General features: G+C 72.0%; 17 protein-coding genes. 8 read left to right on the top strand and 9 right to left on the bottom strand.

What is annotated here, in order from left to right; translation table 11 throughout:
- Positions 1 to 158 precede the first annotated feature (158 nt).
- The 3 genes from ACZ8ZB_RS07865 to ACZ8ZB_RS07855 all read right to left on the bottom strand — a co-directional run bounded on the left by ACZ8ZB_RS07865 (position 159) and on the right by ACZ8ZB_RS07855 (position 4,727).
- Positions 159 to 1,526, bottom strand: coding sequence for a CoA transferase (locus ACZ8ZB_RS07865; RefSeq protein WP_470736969.1), 1,368 nt, complete (start codon positions 1,524 to 1,526; stop codon positions 159 to 161).
- Between the two features lie 77 nt (positions 1,527 to 1,603).
- The gene (locus ACZ8ZB_RS07860; RefSeq protein ID WP_470736968.1) at positions 1,604 to 3,136 is read right to left on the bottom strand and encodes a S8 family peptidase; all 1,533 of its coding nucleotides are present in this window, start codon (positions 3,134 to 3,136) and stop codon (positions 1,604 to 1,606) included.
- 61 nt (positions 3,137 to 3,197) lie between these two features.
- Positions 3,198 to 4,727 (bottom strand): S8 family peptidase, encoded by a 1,530-nt coding sequence (locus ACZ8ZB_RS07855; protein WP_470736967.1) that lies wholly within the window; start codon positions 4,725 to 4,727, stop codon positions 3,198 to 3,200.
- A 267-nt stretch (positions 4,728 to 4,994) separates the two neighbouring features.
- Here ACZ8ZB_RS07855 and ACZ8ZB_RS07850 point away from each other — a divergent pair, with 267 nt between their 5' ends.
- The 3 genes from ACZ8ZB_RS07850 (at position 4,995) to moaA (ending at position 8,123) form a co-directional block, all read left to right on the top strand.
- Positions 4,995 to 5,351, top strand: a complete 357-nt coding sequence (locus tag ACZ8ZB_RS07850) for a DUF485 domain-containing protein (RefSeq protein WP_470736966.1) — start codon at positions 4,995 to 4,997, stop codon at positions 5,349 to 5,351.
- Positions 5,348 to 6,976, top strand: a complete 1,629-nt coding sequence (locus tag ACZ8ZB_RS07845) for a solute symporter family protein (RefSeq protein WP_470736965.1) — start codon at positions 5,348 to 5,350, stop codon at positions 6,974 to 6,976. The genes ACZ8ZB_RS07850 and ACZ8ZB_RS07845 overlap by 4 nt, the downstream gene beginning before the upstream one ends.
- A 157-nt stretch (positions 6,977 to 7,133) precedes the next feature.
- Positions 7,134 to 8,123 carry a GTP 3',8-cyclase MoaA gene (gene moaA, locus ACZ8ZB_RS07840; RefSeq protein WP_470736964.1) on the top strand — a complete coding sequence of 330 codons (990 nt, stop codon included), beginning with the start codon at positions 7,134 to 7,136 and terminating at the stop codon, positions 8,121 to 8,123.
- A 5-nt stretch (positions 8,124 to 8,128) separates the two neighbouring features.
- Here moaA and ACZ8ZB_RS07835 read toward each other — a convergent pair whose 3' ends face one another.
- On the bottom strand, positions 8,129 to 8,353 hold the full coding sequence (locus ACZ8ZB_RS07835; RefSeq protein WP_361750890.1) for a hypothetical protein: 225 nt from the start codon (positions 8,351 to 8,353) through the stop codon (positions 8,129 to 8,131).
- Positions 8,354 to 8,599: 246 nt separating this feature from the next.
- Positions 8,600 to 8,995: a DUF3099 domain-containing protein gene (locus tag ACZ8ZB_RS07830; protein WP_470736963.1), complete on the bottom strand. Its 396-nt coding sequence runs from the start codon at positions 8,993 to 8,995 to the stop codon at positions 8,600 to 8,602.
- A 245-nt stretch (positions 8,996 to 9,240) separates the two neighbouring features.
- Here ACZ8ZB_RS07830 and ACZ8ZB_RS07825 point away from each other — a divergent pair, with 245 nt between their 5' ends.
- Positions 9,241 to 9,525, top strand: coding sequence for a GlsB/YeaQ/YmgE family stress response membrane protein (locus tag ACZ8ZB_RS07825; protein ID WP_470736962.1), 285 nt, complete (start codon positions 9,241 to 9,243; stop codon positions 9,523 to 9,525).
- A 79-nt stretch (positions 9,526 to 9,604) separates the two neighbouring features.
- Here the strand turns inward: ACZ8ZB_RS07825 and tyrS are convergent, their stop codons facing one another.
- The 3 genes from tyrS to ACZ8ZB_RS07810 all read right to left on the bottom strand — a co-directional run bounded on the left by tyrS (position 9,605) and on the right by ACZ8ZB_RS07810 (position 13,940).
- Positions 9,605 to 10,873 carry a tyrosine--tRNA ligase gene (tyrS, locus tag ACZ8ZB_RS07820; RefSeq protein WP_470736961.1) on the bottom strand — a complete coding sequence of 423 codons (1,269 nt, stop codon included), beginning with the start codon at positions 10,871 to 10,873 and terminating at the stop codon, positions 9,605 to 9,607.
- 66 nt (positions 10,874 to 10,939) lie between these two features.
- Positions 10,940 to 12,334 carry a metallopeptidase TldD-related protein gene (locus ACZ8ZB_RS07815; protein WP_470736960.1) on the bottom strand — a complete coding sequence of 465 codons (1,395 nt, stop codon included), beginning with the start codon at positions 12,332 to 12,334 and terminating at the stop codon, positions 10,940 to 10,942.
- An 82-nt stretch (positions 12,335 to 12,416) separates the two neighbouring features.
- Complete coding sequence (locus ACZ8ZB_RS07810) at positions 12,417 to 13,940, bottom strand: TldD/PmbA family protein (RefSeq protein ID WP_470736959.1); 1,524 nt, start codon at positions 13,938 to 13,940, stop codon at positions 12,417 to 12,419.
- 313 nt (positions 13,941 to 14,253) lie between these two features.
- Here ACZ8ZB_RS07810 and ACZ8ZB_RS07805 point away from each other — a divergent pair, with 313 nt between their 5' ends.
- From ACZ8ZB_RS07805 to fabI, 3 genes are all read left to right on the top strand, one after another.
- Positions 14,254 to 14,589, top strand: coding sequence for a hypothetical protein (locus ACZ8ZB_RS07805; RefSeq protein ID WP_470736958.1), 336 nt, complete (start codon positions 14,254 to 14,256; stop codon positions 14,587 to 14,589).
- 253 nt (positions 14,590 to 14,842) lie between these two features.
- Positions 14,843 to 15,562 (top strand): 3-oxoacyl-[acyl-carrier-protein] reductase, encoded by a 720-nt coding sequence (gene fabG / locus ACZ8ZB_RS07800; RefSeq protein ID WP_470736957.1) that lies wholly within the window; start codon positions 14,843 to 14,845, stop codon positions 15,560 to 15,562.
- A 5-nt stretch (positions 15,563 to 15,567) separates the two neighbouring features.
- Positions 15,568 to 16,335 (top strand): enoyl-ACP reductase FabI, encoded by a 768-nt coding sequence (fabI, locus tag ACZ8ZB_RS07795; RefSeq protein ID WP_470736956.1) that lies wholly within the window; start codon positions 15,568 to 15,570, stop codon positions 16,333 to 16,335.
- A gap of 63 nt (positions 16,336 to 16,398) precedes the next feature.
- Here the strand turns inward: fabI and ACZ8ZB_RS07790 are convergent, their stop codons facing one another.
- Positions 16,399 to 17,091: a FadR/GntR family transcriptional regulator gene (locus ACZ8ZB_RS07790; protein WP_470736955.1), complete on the bottom strand. Its 693-nt coding sequence runs from the start codon at positions 17,089 to 17,091 to the stop codon at positions 16,399 to 16,401.
- An 82-nt stretch (positions 17,092 to 17,173) separates the two neighbouring features.
- Between ACZ8ZB_RS07790 and ACZ8ZB_RS07785 the strand changes: the two genes are divergently transcribed.
- Positions 17,174 to 18,466 carry a CynX/NimT family MFS transporter gene (locus ACZ8ZB_RS07785; protein WP_470736954.1) on the top strand — a complete coding sequence of 431 codons (1,293 nt, stop codon included), beginning with the start codon at positions 17,174 to 17,176 and terminating at the stop codon, positions 18,464 to 18,466.
- The last annotated feature ends 256 nt before the right edge of the window (positions 18,467 to 18,722 follow it).

Here is an 18,722-nt window from a genome sequence, read left to right as displayed (position 1 = left end):
TCTTCACAAGCCCGCGCAGAACCGGGCAAGTACGGGGCCTGCCCTCACCGCGGACGGTCGTGCCTCCCCGGTGCCTCGAAGACCTGGGAGGGCGGGCGCCGGGGCCCCTCCGGGGAGGCATCCCGCGGACGCCGGCGGGCGGCACCCCGCGCGGCCCGTCAGACCCACCGGGCCGGATCGGTTCCCCAACGCCCGGGCGGTCGCGCCCAGTCACGCGGCCCACCGTCGAACACCACCGGTGACAAGGCGTACCGCAGCCTCCCCAGCGCACTGTCCCGCTCGGCGAGCCACCGCCCGGCGGCCACCTCCCCGGAAGGCCCGGCGGGCCCGGGCGCCGTGCCTTCCAGCAGCCACCCGGCCGTCCGCGCCAGTGCCACCCGCACCACCCTGCTCCCGCCCTCCTCCACCTGCTCGCCGAGTGCCCGCAGCACCCCCGCCGCCAGCAGGTACCCCGTGCCGTGGTCGAGCGCCTGTGCGGGCAGCGCCCCCGGCCGCCCCGTCGGATCGCCGCCCTCGGCCGCCGCGATCCCCGTGGCCACCTGCACCAGACTGTCGAAGCCGCGCCGGCCGCCCCACGGTCCGTACGCGCCCCACGCCGACAGCTGGGCCACCACCACCCCCGGCCGCCGCTCGGCCAGCATCGCGGGGGCCAGTCCGAAGCGGTCCAGGGCGCCCGGCCGGTACCCCGTCACCACCACGTCCGCCGTCGCGAGCAGCTCCTCGAACACCTCCCGGCCGGCCGGGAGGTCCAGCAGCGCCGACCGCTTCCCGAAACCCGTGTCGGCGTGCTGGCCGGCGAGTTCGGGCAACCCCGGCGCGTCCACGCGCAACACGTCCGCGCCGAGCAGGGCGAGCGTGCGGGTGGCGACCGGACCCGCGATCACCCGGGTGAGGTCCAGCACCCGCAGTCCCGCTGCGGGCAGCAGCGGCTCCCGGTCCACCGGAGCGAGCACCCGCGCGGGGGCCGGATCCAGCCGCTCGCGTTCCACGAGGGGCCGTTTCCCCACCTCCACGCCCTGCTCGTGCGCCGCCCACTCCTCGGGCGTCCGCAGGGCGATGGCCAGCCCACCGGCCGCGTACACCGCCTCCTCGACCTCCCGCGCGGAGCGTTCCGCGAGCGCCGCCGCCACCGCTCCCGGGTCCTCCGGCACGTCCAGCGCGGCGAGCAGCCGGGCCCGGTGGTGCGGGTAGTTGGCGTGCGTGCGCACCCACCCGTCGGCCGTGTGCCAGAACCGCGACAACGGCGCGAAGGTCTCCGGGGCCCGTCCGCCCACCAGCAGGTGCCGCTCGCTGACGAACGCCGTGGCCACCGCCCCGTCGTCCACCCGCACCGCCGGCACCACGCCGCCCGTCCGCCGTGCCCCCAGTTCGGCGGCGGCCAGCGCGCACGCGCCCACACAGGCGCGCGCCGATTCCCGTACCGGCAGCCGGGAGGGGAGCACGCCGGGCCGTTCGACGGCCGACACGCGCGCGAGGAGGGCGGGGTCGCCGCCCAGGGCGGACCAGACGGAGGCGAGATCGTTCATGCCCGCACTATGCCGCGAAAGGGGCCGGGCGCGACCGCCCGGCCCCTGTGCTCACCGCTCCCGTGCGGCCACCGCGACTACCGCGTCACCGCGTCCAGCGCGTCGGCCGTGCCCCAGCCGTAGAAGCCGTTGCGGTTCTTCGGTCCCTCGCACACCGCGTCGGCCTTGCCGTCGCCGTCGATGTCGTACGGGTCCGTGCACGCGGTGGCGTCGGCCTGCGCGTACAGCAGGGCCTTGACCAGCGCCGGCGAGGCCTTCGGGTGCGTCGATTTGATCAGCGCGGCGACGCCCGCGACGTGCGGGGACGCCATCGACGTGCCCGCCATGTAGCCCCACGACCCGCCGGGCAGCGTGCCCAGGATCAGGCCGCTGGTGGCGGGCGGCTCCGGCTTCTGGTACGCCGTCGAGTCGCCGCCGGGCGCGGCGATGTCGACCACACCCCGGCCGTAGTTGGAGAACGACGACTTCAGCCCCTTCGCGCCGGTCGCCGCGACCGTCACCACGCCCGGCAGCTGGGTCGGTATGTCGAGGCACTCGGACGGGTCGACCACCCGGTCCGAGGGGGTGCCGTCGTTCGGGGAGGACGGGTCGGTGATCTCGTCGGCCGCGAGGTCGTAGTTCTCGTTGCCGGCCGCGGCCACGTTCACCGCGCCCTTGCGCTCCGCGTACCGCGACGCCCGGGTGACGGCCTCGACGAGCGCCTTCTGGTCCGGGTCGTCCGTGCAGTTGAAGTACCAGGGATCGGTGTAATAGCTGTTGTTGGTGACGTCGACCCCGTGCTCGGCCGCCCACACGAAGCCGCACACCACGGCCTCGGTGTAGAAGTAGCCGTCCGGGTTGGACACCTTGATGCCCGACACCTTCACGCCCGGCGCGACACCGGTCATGCCGACGCCGTTCTTCGCGGCGGCGATCTCACCGGCGACGTGCGTGCCGTGCGGGCTCTCCCCGGCGCCCGGCCGCCAGGCGCCGTCGCTGGTGTCCGGCTTGCCCGACACGCAGTTGACCGACGCGGCCCGGTCGAAGTTGGGCGCGATGTCCGGGTGGGTGTCGTCCACGCCGGTGTCGATGACGGCGACGGTCACCCTGGAGCTGCCCAGCGACTTCTCGTGCGCCTTGTCCGCCTTGATGGCGGGCAGGTCCCACTGCAGGCCCTGGAGCGGGTCCTGGCCCTCGGCCGCCGCCGACTCGGCCCGGGCCAGCTCGGAGTCGCTGAGCGCCTTCGGGGTGACCGTGTCCGCGGTGGCCGCCGACGGCAGCGGCGCGTTGCGGGTGGCGCCGGCCGACTGCACCCCGCGCACCGTGCGGATGCGCTTCGCGAAGTCGGCGTTCGACGAGTGGACGACGATGACGCCGATCTTGTCGTACGACGTCACGATCGTCCCGCCGGCCTTGCCGATCGCCTTCTTCACGTGCGCCGAGGCGCCGTGTCCGCCCTTGACGTTGACCACGTAGCTGAGCGGGGTCGCGTCGACGGGGGCCGCGGCCGGCCGCTCGGGGACCGGGGCGGCCGTGGCCGCGGTGTTCGGCAGGAGGGCGAGTGCCGTCGCCATGGCCATCCCGGCCGGGATGACGAGCGCGCGGCGGTGGCGCGGGTGAGGCGCTGTCATGGGGTCTCCAGTGGTTCGTTCACGAGTGCGGTCGGACGGGAGGGAAGCGCGGAGCCGCGGGTCACTTGACGGCGCGCAGCGCGTCGACGATGCCGAAGCCGTAGAAGCCGTTGACCCGGCGGCCGCCCTCGCAGGCGGCGTCCTGCGCGCCGTCGCCGTCCTGGTCGTACGACTCGGGGCAGCCCGGGTTGTTCGCCTGGGCCTTCAGCAGCGCCTGCAGCTGGGCGGGCGTGGCCCACGGGTGCTCGGACTTCAGCAGCGCGGCGACGCCGGCGGCGTGCGGCGAGGCCATCGAGGTGCCCTGCAGGAAGGCGTACTCGCCGTTCGGCATGGTGGACAGGATGCGGCCGTCCTTCGACGGCGTGTCCGGCAGCTGGTAGCGGCGGTCGCCGCCCGGCGCCGCGACGTCGACGACGCCCTTGCCGTACGTGGAGTAGTACGACTTGAGGTTCTGCACGCCCGTCGCGCTGACGGTGACGACGCCCGGCAGCTGGGTCGGGACGTCGTAGCACTCGCTCGGGTCGATGGTGCGCGTCACCGGAGTGGTGTCGTTGGGGCTGGAGTCGTCGACGATCGCGTCGGAGGCCAGGTCGTGGTTGGAGTTGCCGGCCGAGGCGAGGTGCAGCGTGCCCTTCCTCTGGGCGTACAGCTGGGCGCGGTTGACCGCGTCGACGATCGCCTTCTGGTCCGGGTCGTCCATGCAGTTGTACAGCCAGGGGTCGACGTAGTAGCTGTTGTTCGTGATCTCCACGCCGTGGTCGGCGGCGAAGACGAACGCGCAGACGACGTTCTCCGGGTAGAAGAGGCCGTTGTCCGGGTCGCTGACCTTGATGCCGGCCACCTTCACGCCGGGCGCGACACCGGCGACGCCGACGCCGTTGCGGGCCGCGGCGATCTCACCGGCCACGTGCGTGCCGTGGTAGTCCTCGTCCGTGTACGGGCGCCAGGCGCCCTCGCCGGTGTCCGCCTTGCCGCCGACGCAGTTGGCCGACTGGGAGGCGGAGAAGTTCGGGGCGAGGTCCGGGTGGGTGTCGTCGACGCCGGTGTCGATGACGGCGACGGTCACCTTGCGGCTGCCCGGGTTGATCTTCGCGGCCTTGTCGGCGCCGATCGCCCGCAGGTCCCACTGGTCGGCCTCGAGCGGCTCGCTGCCGGGCGTCCGCGCGGAGACGGCCTCCGTCCGCGCGGCCTCGGCGGCGCTCACGTAGTCGGCGGCTCCCTCGTCCGTCGTCCCGGCCGCGGTCAGCGGCGCGGTGCGGGTGGCGCCGGCGGACTGGACCCCGCGCACCGTGCGGATGTGCTTCGCGAAGTCGGCGTTCGACGAGTGGACGACGATCACGCCGATCCTGTCGTACGTGACGACGACCTTCCCGCCGGCCGCGGCGATCGCCCGCTCCACCGAGGCGATCGTGCGGCGGTCCGCCTTGGTGTTGACGACGTACGCCAGGGCGGGCGCGTCCGTCGCCTGTTCGGCCGGCACCGTCCGCGGGGCCGCCGAGGCCGCCGCGGGCAGGAAGCCGAGGGATGCGGTCAGGGACAGCACGACGGGCACGGCGAGGGCGAGACGGCGTCTGGAACGCAGATGAGCCATGGGGTCTCCACATCATCCGGAAACGAAACCGGCCCGAGGCACGGGTGGTGCTCGGGCAGGTACATGACGGGGTGGTGCAGGGTGAAGCTATCCCGCCCGCGCGCTGGCCAGCAATGTTTCGCCGGAAACGTCTTCGGAAAACGCCAGGGGAAAAGAACGGCGGAGAGTTGAACCGGTCCTCGCGTGGCGCCGTGCCCTTGGGCAGGAAGCACGAGGACACTCGCCTTCCGTCCCCATCCGAACCGACCCGCAACGCGAGGAGACTCCGTGGCCGCCGAAGCACCGCCCCCCTCGACGGAACAACACAAACTCCCCACGCCGGAGGAGTTCACCGAGGTGCAGGAGAGCGCTGAGTTCGGTGAACTGCGCCGCTCCTACCGCTCCTTCGCCTTCCCGCTGACCATCGCCTTCATCATCTGGTACCTGCTGTACGTCCTGCTCTCCAACTACGCGGGCGGCTTCATGGGCGCCAAGCTGGTGGGCAACATCAACGTCGCCCTCGTCTTCGGCATCCTGCAGTTCGTCACCACGTTCCTCATCGCGTGGTGGTACTCCCGGCACGCCGCCGCCAAGCTCGACCCCAAGGCCGAGGCCATCAAGAAGCGTATGGAGGGCGGCGCATGAGCCCCGCGATCACCCACGTCACCCTTGCCGCGAACGAGGCCAGCGAACACCGCGGACTCATCATCACCCTGTTCGCGCTGTTCGTCGTCGCCACCCTCGGCATCACCGTCTGGGCCGGCCGGCAGACCAAGGACGCCGCCGACTTCTACGCCGGCGGGCGCCAGTTCAGCGCCTTCCAGAACGGGCTCGCGGTCTCCGGCGACTACATGTCGGCCGCGTCCTTCCTCGGCATCGCGGGCGCCATCGCCCTCTTCGGCTACGACGGCTTCCTGTACTCCATCGGCTTCCTGGTCGCCTGGCTGGTCGCCCTCCTCCTGGTCGCCGAGCCGCTGCGGAACTCCGGCCGCTACACCATGGGCGACGTCCTCGCCTACCGCATGCGCCAGCGCCCCGTGCGCACCGCGGCCGGCACCTCCACCATCGTCGTGTCGATCTTCTACCTGCTGGCCCAGATGGCGGGCGCGGGCGTCCTCGTCTCGCTGCTGCTCGGCATCACCTCCGACGCCGGCAAGATCCTCATCGTCGCCCTCGTCGGCGTCCTGATGATCGTGTACGTCTCCATCGGCGGCATGAAGGGCACCACCTGGGTCCAGATGGTCAAGGCCGTGCTGCTCATCGGCGGCACGCTCCTCATCACCTTCCTGGTGCTGCTGAAGTTCGACTTCAACATCTCCGACCTGCTGGGCAGCGCCGCCGAGAACAGCGGCAAGGGCGACGCCTTCCTCGAGCCCGGCCTCCAGTACGGCGCCGACGGCACCACCAAGCTGGACTTCATCTCCCTCGGCATCGCCCTGGTGCTGGGCACCGCCGGTCTGCCGCACATCCTGATCCGCTTCTACACGGTGCCCAACGCCAAGGCCGCCCGCAAGTCCGTGAACTGGGCCATCGGCATCATCGGCGGCTTCTACCTGATGACCATCGCCCTCGGTTTCGGCGCCGCGGCACTGATCTCCCAGGACGAGATCATCGCGTCCAACCCGTCCGGCAACACCGCGGCCCCGCTGCTCGCGCTGCACCTGGGCGGCACCGACTCGGCCTGGGGCGCGATCCTGCTCGCCACCATCTCGGCGGTCGCCTTCGCGACGATCCTCGCCGTGGTCGCCGGCCTCACCCTGGCCTCGTCGTCCTCCTTCGCGCACGACATCTACGCCAACGTCATCCGCAGGGGCCAGGCCACGGAGAAGGAGGAGATGCGGGCGGCCCGCTGGGCGACCGTCCTCATCGGCATCGTCTCCATCGCGCTCGGCGCCCTCGCCCGCGACCTGAACGTGGCCGGCCTGGTCGCGCTGGCCTTCGCGGTCGCCGCGTCCGCCAACCTGCCGACCATCCTCTACAGCCTGTTCTGGAAGCGGTTCACCACCCAGGGCGCCCTGTGGTCGATCTACGGCGGTCTCATCGTCGCCGTCGGCCTGGTGCTGTTCTCGCCCGTGGTCTCCGGCGACCCCAAGGCGATGTTCCCGGACGTCGACTTCGCCTGGTTCCCGTTGAAGAACCCGGGCATCATCTCCATCCCGTTCGGCTTCCTGATGGGCTGGCTCGGCACCGTCCTGTCGAAGGAGGAGCCCGACACCAAGAAGTACGCGGAGCTGGAGGTCCGGTCCCTGACCGGCACCGGCGCCCACTGATCCCCACCCCGCGCGGCCGCGTCGCAGGGACCCCCCGCGGGCTCCCGCGACGCGGCCGTTCGCCGTCCCGGCGCATCGGGGCACCGGAGGTTGTCGGCGGCGTCACGTAGGCTCGCAGTAGCCGGGCACGAGTGATCCGCGTCGAGGGAGGAGCCGCGTGCTCATCGACACCTACGGCCGAGTGGCCACCGATCTGAGGGTCTCGCTGACCGATCGGTGCAATCTGCGCTGCACCTACTGCATGCCCGAGGAAGGGCTGCGGTGGCTGGCCAAGCCCGACCTGCTCACCGACGACGAGATCGTCCGCCTCGTCGGCATCGCCGTCACCTCCCTCGGCGTCGAGGAGGTCCGCTTCACCGGCGGCGAGCCGCTGCTCCGTCCCGGCCTGGCCGGCATCGTCGAGCGCGTCGCCGCCCTGGAGCCCCGCCCGCAGACGTCCCTCACCACCAACGGCATCGGGCTGCGGCGCACCGCGGCCGCCCTGAAGGAGGCGGGCCTGGACCGGGTCAACGTCTCCCTGGACACGCTCCGTCCGGAGGTCTTCAAGACCCTCACCCGCCGCGACCGCCACCAGGACGTCCTCGACGGCCTCCACGCGGCCCGCGAGGCCGGCCTGACCCCGGTGAAGGTCAACTCGGTCCTGATGCCGGGGCTCAACGACGACGAGGCCCCCGACCTCCTCGCCTGGGCCGTGGAGCACGACTACGAGCTGCGCTTCATCGAGCAGATGCCCCTGGACGCCCAGCACGGCTGGAAGCGCGACGGCATGGTCACCGCCGGGGACATCCTCGCCTCCCTGCGCACGCGCTTCGAGCTGACCCCCGAGGGCGACGAGGCGCGCGGCTCCGCACCGGCCGAGCGCTGGCTGGTCGACGGCGGCCCGCACCGCGTCGGCGTCATCGCCTCCGTCACCCGCCCGTTCTGCGCCGCCTGCGACCGCACCCGGCTCACCGCCGACGGACAGATCCGCACGTGCCTGTTCGCCACCGAGGAGACCGACCTGCGCGCGGCCCTGCGCTCCGGCGCCCCCGACGAGGAGATCGCCCGCATCTGGAAACTCGCGATGTGGGGCAAGAAGGCGGGAGCGGGCCTGGACGACCCGGCCTTCGTCCAGCCGGACAGGCCGATGTCCGCCATCGGGGGCTGAGAGGACTAGGCTCCCTCCGGAGCCTTCCACTCCTCGAACCGGACGACGTCCTTCAGGAATCCCCGGACCCCGAGGAACTGCGAGAGGTGCTCGCGGTGCTCCTCGCAGGCGAGCCAGGTCTTACGGCGCTCCGGCGTGTGCAGCTTGGGGTTGTTCCATGCCAGCACCCACACGGCGGCGGCACGACACCCCTTGGCGGAACAGATCGGCGTCTCGGGATCAGGGACCATCACACCGCCGACCCTAACCCGGCCGACGGGGCGCGAAATCCACGGGAAAAGGCGACGCCGAGCAGCCACGGGGGGAGCTGCCCGGCGTCGGTCCGTCGCTCCGACGGGGGATGCGGAGCGCGTACGAAGTATGTCACGGGCCACCCCGCCCCCGGCACCGGAACAACATGATTGATCTGAGCTTTTCTTGAGGATGGCGGGTAAACGCCTTCCGCTTGACAGGGTTTCCCCGCACGCCCCCGATCCTCACGACCGCTCGGGCCGCTCCGTTCGTGCGTTCGGCGCCGCCTGTGACGCCATATCTTCCGCATCGGATTCCGCGGAACCGTCATTCGTCCGCGGCGACGCGATCATCGGCCTCATCGGCGTCGTCACGAAGGTCGACGGCAGGGACGGCGCATTCTCGCGCCCGGCGTTGGCGATCACCACCGCGACGTACGGCAGGACCGCCCCGAGCACCAGCGCCACGATCGCGACGTGCCGCTCCACGTTCCACAGCGTCGCCGCGAGGATGACCGAGACCGTACGGACGGCCATCGAGATCACGTACCGGCGCTGCCGCCCCCGTACGTCCTCCTGGAGGCCCGTCCGGGCACCGGTGATCCGGAACACCTGGACGCCGCCGCCATGCTGCTTCCGCATCACATTCCACCATCCGCCCGTATCGGACCTTCTCCGCGCCTGGCCGGCCGGTGCCCCGTCCCGTTGACACCGGTTCCGGACATGTCCACGTTACGCCCCGCCCGGACGGGTCACGAGAGCGGGTCTCCCCGCCCCGCGGCGCACCGCCTGCGCCGTATTGCGTACGGCACGCCCGACATGCGGCGCACGGCCTCTGGGCCGACACTGGCCGTAATGCTCGCGTCAAGCCGTACGAGGAGGCAGTCATGGGCTGGTTGTGGGCGATCATCGTGGGACTCGTGCTCGGTCTGATCGCCAAGGCGGTGATCCCCGGCAAACAGCACATCCCGCTCTGGCTGGCCACCATCTGCGGCATGATCGGCGCCGTCGCGGGCAACGCCCTCGCGCGGGGCTTCGGGATCGAGGAGACGCGGGGCGTCGACTGGGGCCGGCACATCTTCCAGCTGGGCGCGGCGATCGTCATCGTCCTGCTCGCGGAGATGCTGTACACCGCGATGCAGCGCAGGAAGCACCAACGACAGCGGGTCTGACCCGTCGCCGTACGGGTGACGAAGGGGCGGTCTCCGGCATCCGCCGGAAACCGCCCCGGAGCAAGCGCGGGCCGCCTGCTCAGCCGGCCGTGACCTCCACCGCCGCCAGGTTCTTCTTGCCCCGGCGCAGCACCAGCCAGCGTCCGTGCAGCAGGTCCTCCTCGGCGGGGACGGCGTCCTCGGCGGTGACCTTGACGTTGTTCACGTAGGCGCCGCCCTCCTTCACCGTGCGCCGCGCGGCGGACTTGCTCGGCACCAGGCCGACCTCGGCGAACAGGTCGACCACCGGACCCAGCTCGGTCACCTCGACGTGCGGCACCTCGGAGAGCGCGGCGGCCAGCGTGCGGTCGTCCAGCTCACCCAGCTCGCCCTGGCCGAAGAGGGCCTTGGACGCGGCGATCACGGCGGCCGTCTGGCCGGCGCCGTGCACCAGCGTCGTCAGCTCCTCCGCCAGCGCGCGCTGTGCGGCCCGGGCCTGCGGACGCTCCTCCGTCTGCCTCTCCAGCTCCTCCAGCTCCTCGCGGGACTTGAAGGACAGGATCCGCATGTAGCGCGAGATGTCCCGGTCGTCCGTGTTCAGCCAGAACTGGTAGAAAGCGTACGGCGTCGTCATCTCCGGGTCGAGCCAGACGGCCCCGCCCTCGGTCTTGCCGAACTTGGTGCCGTCCGCCTTCGTCATCAGCGGCGTGGCGTAGGCGTGGGCCGTGGCGTCCGGCTCCAGCCGGTGCAGCAGGTCCAGGCCCGCCGTGAGGTTGCCCCACTGGTCGCTGCCGCCCTGCTGCATCGTGCAGCCGTAGCGCCGGTACAGCTGGAGGAAGTCCATCGCCTGCAGCAGCTGGTAGCTGAACTCCGTGTAGCTGATGCCCTCGGAGGACTCCAGACGCCGGGCGACGGAGTCCTTGGTCAGCATCTTGTTGACGCGGAAGTGCTTGCCGATGTCCCGCAGGAACTCGATCGCGGAGAGGTTCTGCGTCCAGTCGAGGTTGTTGACCATCGTGGCCGCGTTCTCGCCCTCGAAGGACAGGAACGGCTCGATCTGGCCGCGCAGCCGCTCGACCCACCCCGCGACGGTCTCCGGCGGGTTCAGCGTGCGCTCGGCGGTCGGGCGCGGGTCGCCGATCTGGCCCGTGGCGCCGCCGACCAGCGCCAGCGGCCGGTGACCGGCCTGCTGGAGCCGGCGCAGGGTGAGCACCTGCACCAGGTGCCCTACGTGCAGGGAGGGCGCGGTGGGGTCGAAGCCGCAATAGAACGTGACGGGACCGTCCGCGAGCGCCTTGCGCAAAGCGTCCTCGTCAGTGGACTGGGCGAACAGCCCGCGCCACTTCAGCTCGTCGACGATGTCCGTCACGGTTCTCGTGTCTCCTCGATGATCTTCGGCCGGTCGGGTGACGGCCGCTTGCGAACGCCTACGAGGTTATACGCCCTGGCTGACGGAGCTCATATTGAAATCGGGGACGCGCAGCGCCGGCATCGCCGCCCGGGTGAACCAGTCGCTCCACTCCCGGGGCAGCGTCTTCTCCGTACGGCCCGCCTCCGTTGCCCGGCCGAGCAGGTCCACCGGCGACTCGTTGAACCGGAAGTTGTTCACCTCGCCGGTGACCTCGCCGTTCTCGACGAGGTAGACGCCGTCCCGGGTCAGGCCCGTGAGCAGCAGCGTCGCCGGATCGACCTCGCGGATGTACCACAGGCAGGTCAGCAGCAGCCCGCGCTCGGTGGAGGCGACCATCTCCTCCAGGGAGCGTTCCCCGCCCCCGTCCAGGATCAGGTTGTCGATGCCGGGCGCCGTCGGCAGCCCGGTCAGTCCCGCGCTGTGCCTGCTGGTCGTCAGCCGGTTCAGCTCACCCTCGCGCACCCAGTCCGTGGCCGTCAGCGGCAGCCCGTTGTCGAACACCGACTGGTCGCCGCCGGAGGAGTGCGCGATCACGAACGGCGCCGACTCCAGGCCCGGCTCGTCCGGGTCGCTGCGCAGGGTCAGCGGCAGCTCGGTCAGCCGCTCGCCGACCCGGGTGCCGCCGCCCGGCTTGGAGAACACCGTGCGCCCCTCGACCGCGTCCCGTCCCGAGGCCGACCACAGCTGGTAGATCAGCAGGTCCGCCACCGCGGTCGGCGGCAGCAGCGTCTCGTACCGGCCCGCGGGCAGTTCCAGCCGCCGCTCGGCCCAGCCCAGCCGTACGGCCAGCTCCGCGTCGAGCACCGCCGGGTCGACGTCCTTGAAGTCCCGCGTGGAGCGCCCCGCCCACGCCGACCGCGTGCGGTCCGGCGACTTGGCGTTCAGCTCCAGCGTGCCGTTCGGCTGGTCGTGCCGCAGCCGCAGCCCCGCCGAGGTGCCGAGGTAGCTGGAGACCAGCTCGTGGTTGGCGAAGCCGTACAGCTCCCGGCCGCCCTCGCGCGCACGTGCGAACGCCTCGCCCAGTGCCGGGGCGAAGTCGGCGAACACCGCGGAGGAGGTCTCGGCGGGCGCCTCGGTGAACTCGGGGGAGGGGGCCACCCCGGTGACCAGCGGCTGCGCGTCCTCGGCCGGGCCCGCGCCGCGCGCGGCGGCCTCGGCGGCCCGCACCAGCGGCTCCAGCTCGTCCACGGTCACCGCGGACCGGGAGACCACCCCGGAGGCCGTGCCCTGCGCGCCGTCCACCGTGGCGATCACGGTGAGCGTGCGCCCGCGCGTGACACCGTTCGTGGTGAGCGCGTTGCCCGCCCAGCGCAGATTGGCGGTCGAGTGCTCGTCGGCGATCACGACACAGCCGTCGGCCCGGGACAGCTCGAGAGCGCGCTCGACGATCTCGTGCGGCTTGTTGGTGCGTGCGCTCATCGCCCGGCCTCCTGCGTCGTGTTGAGACTGTGCTTTCCCGGGGGATAACCCCCGGCCCCCCAGCCGGTGTCCGTGCGTGCGCTCATCGCCCGGCCTCCTGCGTCGTGTTCAGAATGTTGACTCCCTTGAACAGGGCGGACGGGCAGCCGTGCGAGACCGCCGCGACCTGCCCCGGCTGGGCCTTGCCGCAGTTGAAGGCGCCGCCCAGGACGTACGTCTGCGGACCCCCGACCGCCGCCATGGAACCCCAGAAGTCGGTGGTCGTGGCCTGGTAGGCGACATCCCGCAGCTGCCCCGCCAGCCGTCCGTTCTCGATCCGGTAGAAGCGCTGCCCGGTGAACTGGAAGTTGTACCGCTGCATGTCGATCGACCACGACCGGTCGCCCACGACGTAGATGCCCCGGTCCACGCCCCCGATCAGGTCCTCCGTCGACATCCCGGCCGGATCGGGCCGCAGCGACACATTGGCCATCCGCTGCACCGGCACATGGCCGGGGGAGTCCGCGAACGCGCACCCGTTGGACCGCTCGAACCCGGTCAGCCTCGCGATCCGCCGGTCCAGCTGGTAGCCGACCAGCGTGCCGTCCTTCACCAGGTCCCAGGACTGCGCCTCGACGCCCTCGTCGTCGTAGCCCACCGTGGCGAGCCCGTGCTCGGCGGTGCGGTCACCGGTGACGTTCATCAGCTCGGAGCCGTACTTCAGCTTGCCCAACTGGTCGAAGGTGGCGAACGAGGTCCCGGCGTAGGCCGCCTCGTAGCCGAGCGCGCGGTCCAGCTCGGTGGCGTGCCCGATGGACTCGTGGATGGTCAGCCACAGGTTGGACGGGTCCACCACCAGGTCGTACAGCCCCGGCTCGACGCTCGGCGCGCGCATCTTCTCGGCGAGCAGCCCGGGAATCCGCTCCAGCTCGTCGTCCCAGTCCCAGCCGGTGCCCGTCAGGTACTCCCAGCCGCGGCCGACGGGCGGCGCGATCGTGCGCATGGAGTCGAACTCACCGCTGGAGTCGTCGACGGAGACGGCCGTGAACACCGGGTGCAGCCGCACCCGCTGCTGCGTGGTCACGGTCCCGGCGGTGTCGGCGTAGAACTTGTTCTCGTGCACGGTGAGCAGCGAGGCGTCGACGTGGTCCACCCCGTTCGCCGCCAGCAGCCGCGCGCTCCACTCGGCCAGCAGCCCGGCCTTCTCCGCGTCGGGCACGGCGAACGGATCGATCTCGTACGACGACACCCAGGTCTTCTCCGCGTGCACCGGCTCGTCGGCCAGCTCCACCCTCTCGTCGGACCCGGCCGCCCGGATCACCTGGGCGGACAGCTTCGCCATCGCCACGGCCTGCGAGGCGACCTTGGCGGCGGCGTCCGGGGTCAGATCCACCCCGGACGCGAACCCCCAGGTCCCGCCGTGCACCACGCGCACCGCGTAACCGAGGTCGGTGGTGTCCGACGACCCGGCCGGCTTGGCGTCCCGCAGCCGCCAGGACGCGCTGCGCACCCGCTCCAGGCGGAAGTCCGCGTGCTCCGCCCCCAGCGCACGCGCGCGTGCCAGCGCGGCATCGGCGAGCGCGCGCGACGGCAGCGCCAGGAATGACTGATCGACCTCATGGGCCACGAGCGGCCTCCCCTTTTTCCTCACCATCCGAGATGTGTCCATCCGTCAGCAGTGAATCATGCGGTGCCCCGGGAGCGTGGCGGACGACGGACCGTCCGGTGTCGTCGCCCCGGCGCCGGCGAGCGGCTCGGCTCCCGGGCCCGCGGGTGGCCGCCGTGGCGCGTCACACGCGCCCATGGATCCCCGACTCCCCCTGGGGCAAGGGTTGTTCACCGGCTGGTACACGGGCCGTCATGGTCCGTGCGCGGAGTCACCGTACGTTCGGGAGCGCCGGTCCGGACGATCACCGGACGGCCCGACACAAGGAGTGCGTATGCGTATGCGTCGTGTGGCCGCCCTGGCGGCCGCGACCGCCGGTCTTCTCACGGCCCTGTCCGCCCCCGCGGCGGTCGCCGACGAGCCCCTGAGCAGGACGGGCAGGCTGACGGCCTGCAACCACCGCGCGCAGGCCATCAACGTGGAGTTCCCGCTGCGGGGCGGCTTCAGCACCTACATGATCAACCCCGGCACCTGCCTGGACACGAGCCTGAGCAACGGTGGGCCCGGTGAGCAGGCCGTGGCGTACGCCCACTACAGCGGCGGGCACAGGCTCGCCGTGGACCACTTCTTCTTCGACAGCGGGACGTGGTACACCCGCCACGTGCGCTGAGCCGCAGGAGACGGGAAGCGCTCCCGACGGGCCGGCCGGCCCGACGGGAGCGCTTCCGCGCGTTCGGCCCCCGTGTCATCACCCGGGTGCGGGAAGTGCCGGGGGCCCTTCCGTGACCGGGACCGGACGACGCGGCTTTCTGTAGGGACCCGACAGAGGCGGTGCGAAGGTGCTGTGGGTGGCCGATCGCTCGGATCGGCCCCGGTACCGATAGGTTTTCGTTGTACCAGACCGCTATCGAAAGGGTGATCCGTTGAGCCGATCGGTTCTCGTCACCGGTGGAAACCGGGGTATCGGCCTCGCCATCGCCAGTGTCTTCGTGGAGGCGGGCGACAAGGTCGCGATCACATATCGTTCCGGTGAGCCGCCCCGGGTACTCACGGAGCAGGGTGTCCTGGCGGTCCGGTGCGACATCACCGACCCCGAGCAGGTGGAGCAGGCCTACAAGGAGATCGAGGAGAAGCACGGTCCCGTCGAGGTGCTCGTGGCCAACGCCGGCGTCACCAAGGACCAGCTCCTGATGCGCATGTCCGAGGAGGACTTCACCTCGGTCGTCGACACCAACCTCACCGGCACCTTCCGGGTCGTCAAGCGCGCCAACCGCGGCATGCTGCGCGCCAAGAAGGGCCGTGTCGTGCTGATCTCCTCGGTGGTCGGGCTGCTCGGCTCCGCGGGGCAGGCGAACTACGCCGCCTCCAAGGCCGGCCTGGTCGGCTTCGCGCGCTCCCTCGCCCGTGAGCTGGGCTCGCGCAACATCACCTTCAACGTCGTCGCGCCCGGCTTCGTCGACACCGACATGACCAAGGTGCTCACCGACGAGCAGCGGGCGAACATCGTCTCGCAGGTGCCGCTCGGCCGGTACGCGAAGCCGGAGGAGATCGCCGCGACGGTGCGGTTCCTCGCCTCGGACGAGGCCTCGTACATCACTGGAGCCGTCATCCCCGTTGACGGCGGACTGGGAATGGGTCACTGAAACACATGAGCGGAATTCTCGAGGGCAAGCGCGTCCTGATCACCGGTGTGCTGATGGAGTCCTCCATCGCCTTCCACACCGCCAAGCTGGCCCAGGAGCAGGGCGCCGAGATCATCCTGACCGCGTTCCCGCGGCCGACCCTGACCGAGCGCATCGCCAAGAAGCTGCCCAAGCCCACCAAGGTCATCGAGCTCGACGTCACCAACGACGAGCACCTGGGCCGTCTGGCCGACGTCGTCGGCGAGGAGCTGGGCGGCCTCGACGGCGTCGTGCACTCCATCGGCTTCGCCCCGCAGGACGCGCTCGGCGGCAACTTCCTGAACACGCCGTTCGAGTCGGTCGCCACGGCCATGCACGTCTCGGCGTTCTCCCTGAAGTCGCTGACCACGGCCTGCCTGCCGCTGATGCAGAACGGCGGTTCGGTCGTCGGCCTCACCTTCGACGCGCAGTTCGCCTGGCCGCAGTACGACTGGATGGGCCCGGCCAAGGCCGCCCTGGAGGCCACCAGCCGTTACATGGCCCGGGACCTGGGCAAGCAGAACATCCGCTGCAACCTGATCTCGGCGGGCCCGATCGGCTCCATGGCCGCCAAGTCCATCCCGGGCTTCGGCGAGCTGGCCTCCGTGTGGGACAGCCGCTCCCCGCTGGAGTGGGACCTGAAGGACCCCGAGCCGGCCGGCCGCGGTGTCGTCGCCCTGCTGAGCGACTGGTTCCCGAAGACCACGGGCGAGATCATCCACGTCGACGGCGGTCTGCACGCCATCGGCGCCTGACCCGGCGCCCTGCCGAAGGGCCCGCGTCCCGTACGGGGCGCGGGCCCTTCGCGTCGGCCCGGATCAGTCGGCGGAGGGCGGACCGAGCGGCCCCGGACGGCACATGAACGGATAGGCGGCGGCCTCCTCGGCCGCCGTCGCCGCGTCACCCGCGCGGATCGCGTCCACCAGTCGGCCGTGGTCCATGTGCGCCCCGGGGGACATGTCCTCGCCCACGTCGCCGCGCAGCCAGTCCCGCAGCACCTCGCTCAGGTCCGCGTACATCGCGGTCATCACGTCGTTGTGCGAGGCGGCCACGACCGCCAGGTGGAACGTGGCGTCCGCCGCCACGAACGCCTCCGCCTCGCCCGTCTCCCAGGCCTCCTCCCGGCGCAGCAGCAGGGCGTCGATCTGCTTGAGGTCCTTCTCCGTGCGCCGCTCGGCGGCCAGCCGCGCCGCCGCCGATTCCAGGGTCGAACGCAGCTCGGCGACGTGCCGGGGATCGGCGTCGGCGAAGCGGCGGTGCATCACGCCCGCCAGCTCGCTCGTGGCCACCACGTACGTGCCCGAGCCCTGGCGGATGTCCAGCAGCCCGTTGTGCGCCAGCGCGCGGACGGCCTCGCGGACCGTGTTGCGGGCCACCCCCAGCTGCTCCACCAGCTCCGGCTCGGTGGGGATGCGCGCGCCGACCGGCCACTCGCCCGAGGTGATCTGGGCCCGCAGAGCGGCGATGACCTGCTCGGACAGGGCCGAGCGACGGGGATGGCTCAGCGGCATGGCACACCTTCGCACGACAGCGGCGCCCCACGGCGACCTCGACATGGACAACCAATCATCCCATGATTCTATGATGGGCGTCATGACTGGCGAGGAACCCCGGACGCTCACGTCCACGACCGTACGCACACCGGCCGCGTCCGAGGTCCGGACCGTCCGCCGGCCCGGCACCGCGCGCGCGTGGCGGACACGACTGCTCGTCGCCGGCATCGTGCTGGCCGCGCTCAACCTCCGCCCCGCCATCACCAGCCTGGGCGCACTGCTCGAGGAGGTCCGCGACGGGCTCGGCATGAGCGGGAGCGTCGCCGGGCTGCTCACCTCCGTGCCCCCGCTGTGCTTCGCCGTCTTCGGCGTCACCGCACCGCGGCTGGCCCGCCGGTTCGGTGCGGGCGCGGTGGTCTGCGCCGGCATGGTCGCCATCGGCGCCGGCCTGCTGATACGCCCGTACGTGGGCGGCACGGGGGCGTTCCTGGCCACCAGCGCGCTGGCGCTGATGGGCATCGCCGTCAGCAACGTCCTGATGCCGGTCATCGTCAAGCGCTGGTTCCCCGACCGGGTCGGCTCCATGACCGGCCTGTACTCCATGGCCCTCGCCCTGGGCACCGCCACGGCGGCGGCCGTGACCGTGCCGCTGACCGACGCGCTGGGCGGGAACTGGCGGACGGGCCTCGCCGTGTGGGCGGCCCTGGCGGCGGCCGCCGTACTGCCGTGGCTCCTCTTCGCGCGGGAGCAGGACGGGACACGGGGCGCCCGGAGGGAGCGGGCCGCTTCCACCGAGACGCCGGCGCTGCGCATCACCCGCAGCCGTACCGCCTGGGCGCTGGCCGTCTTCTTCGGGCTCCAGGCCACCGCCGCCTACATCACCATGGGCTGGATGGCGCAGATCTTCCGGGACGCGGGCGTCCCCGCCGGCACGGCGGGACTGCTCCTCGCGGTCACCATGGTGATGGGCGTACCGCTGGCCTTCGTCATCCCGCGCCTCGCCACCCGGTTGCCCCACCAGGGCCCGATCGTGCTCGTGCTGGGCGTCAGCGGCCTCGTCGGATACGCGGGGCTGTACCTCGCGCCGGCCGCCGGCGCCTGGGCCTGGGCGGTGCTGCTGGGCGTCGCGAACTGCGCCTTCCCGCTGGCGCTCACCATGGTCGGGATGCGGGCCAGGACCGGCGCGGGCGTGGCCCAGCTGTCGGCCTTCGCGCAGAGCACCGGCTACCTGATCTCCATTCCCGGGCCGCTCCTGGTGGGCGTGCTCTACCAGCACAGCGGAGGCTGGGGGCTGCCGCTCGCGCTGATGGCCGGCCTGATGATCCCGCAGATGGTCGTGGGCGTCCTGGCAGGCCGCGACCGCACGGTGGAGGACGAGGCGACGGCCTCCTAGCGATCCCGGCCGGCCCCTGCTCCCGGGCGCGGGCCGTGCCGACGTGCGGCTCCGCCGCGTGGGCGCGCCAGGGCACCCAGGGGCGCGGGGAACTGCGCGAAGGGGGTCCGGGGGCAGAGCCCCCGGGACGGGACGGGAAGGGGCGGCGGGGGGAAACAAACGAGTCCTCACGACCAGGAGCCGCCCCCGCCCCGACCGGCCCAGGCCGGTGAACACGCCGCCCCGCCGCACCGCGCGGCCCGGTCGGCGGAGCCGT

This window comes from Streptomyces sp. 12E (assembly GCF_055633275.1).
The sequence above is the reverse complement of the archived record's forward strand: the minus strand, read 5'-3'. Positions and strand labels throughout refer to the sequence as shown.

Excerpts from the sequence above, each read along its gene's own strand:
- ACZ8ZB_RS07855 (WP_470736967.1), bottom strand. The coding sequence starts at position 4,727 with ATGGCTCATCTGCGTTCCAGACGCCGTCTCGCCCTCGCCGTGCCCGTC.
- ACZ8ZB_RS07805 (WP_470736958.1), top strand. The coding sequence starts at position 14,254 with ATGCGTATGCGTCGTGTGGCCGCCCTGGCGGCCGCGACCGCCGGTCTT.
- ACZ8ZB_RS07845 (WP_470736965.1), top strand. The coding sequence starts at position 5,348 with ATGAGCCCCGCGATCACCCACGTCACCCTTGCCGCGAACGAGGCCAGC.
- ACZ8ZB_RS07860 (WP_470736968.1), bottom strand. The coding sequence starts at position 3,136 with ATGACAGCGCCTCACCCGCGCCACCGCCGCGCGCTCGTCATCCCGGCC.
- ACZ8ZB_RS07785 (WP_470736954.1), top strand. The coding sequence starts at position 17,174 with ATGACTGGCGAGGAACCCCGGACGCTCACGTCCACGACCGTACGCACA.
- ACZ8ZB_RS07835 (WP_361750890.1), bottom strand. The coding sequence starts at position 8,353 with ATGGTCCCTGATCCCGAGACGCCGATCTGTTCCGCCAAGGGGTGTCGT.
- ACZ8ZB_RS07815 (WP_470736960.1), bottom strand. The coding sequence starts at position 12,334 with ATGAGCGCACGCACCAACAAGCCGCACGAGATCGTCGAGCGCGCTCTC.
- ACZ8ZB_RS07825 (WP_470736962.1), top strand. The coding sequence starts at position 9,241 with ATGGGCTGGTTGTGGGCGATCATCGTGGGACTCGTGCTCGGTCTGATC.
- ACZ8ZB_RS07865 (WP_470736969.1), bottom strand. The coding sequence starts at position 1,526 with ATGAACGATCTCGCCTCCGTCTGGTCCGCCCTGGGCGGCGACCCCGCC.
- ACZ8ZB_RS07790 (WP_470736955.1), bottom strand. The coding sequence starts at position 17,091 with ATGCCGCTGAGCCATCCCCGTCGCTCGGCCCTGTCCGAGCAGGTCATC.
- fabI (WP_470736956.1), top strand. The coding sequence starts at position 15,568 with ATGAGCGGAATTCTCGAGGGCAAGCGCGTCCTGATCACCGGTGTGCTG.
- ACZ8ZB_RS07830 (WP_470736963.1), bottom strand. The coding sequence starts at position 8,995 with ATGCGGAAGCAGCATGGCGGCGGCGTCCAGGTGTTCCGGATCACCGGT.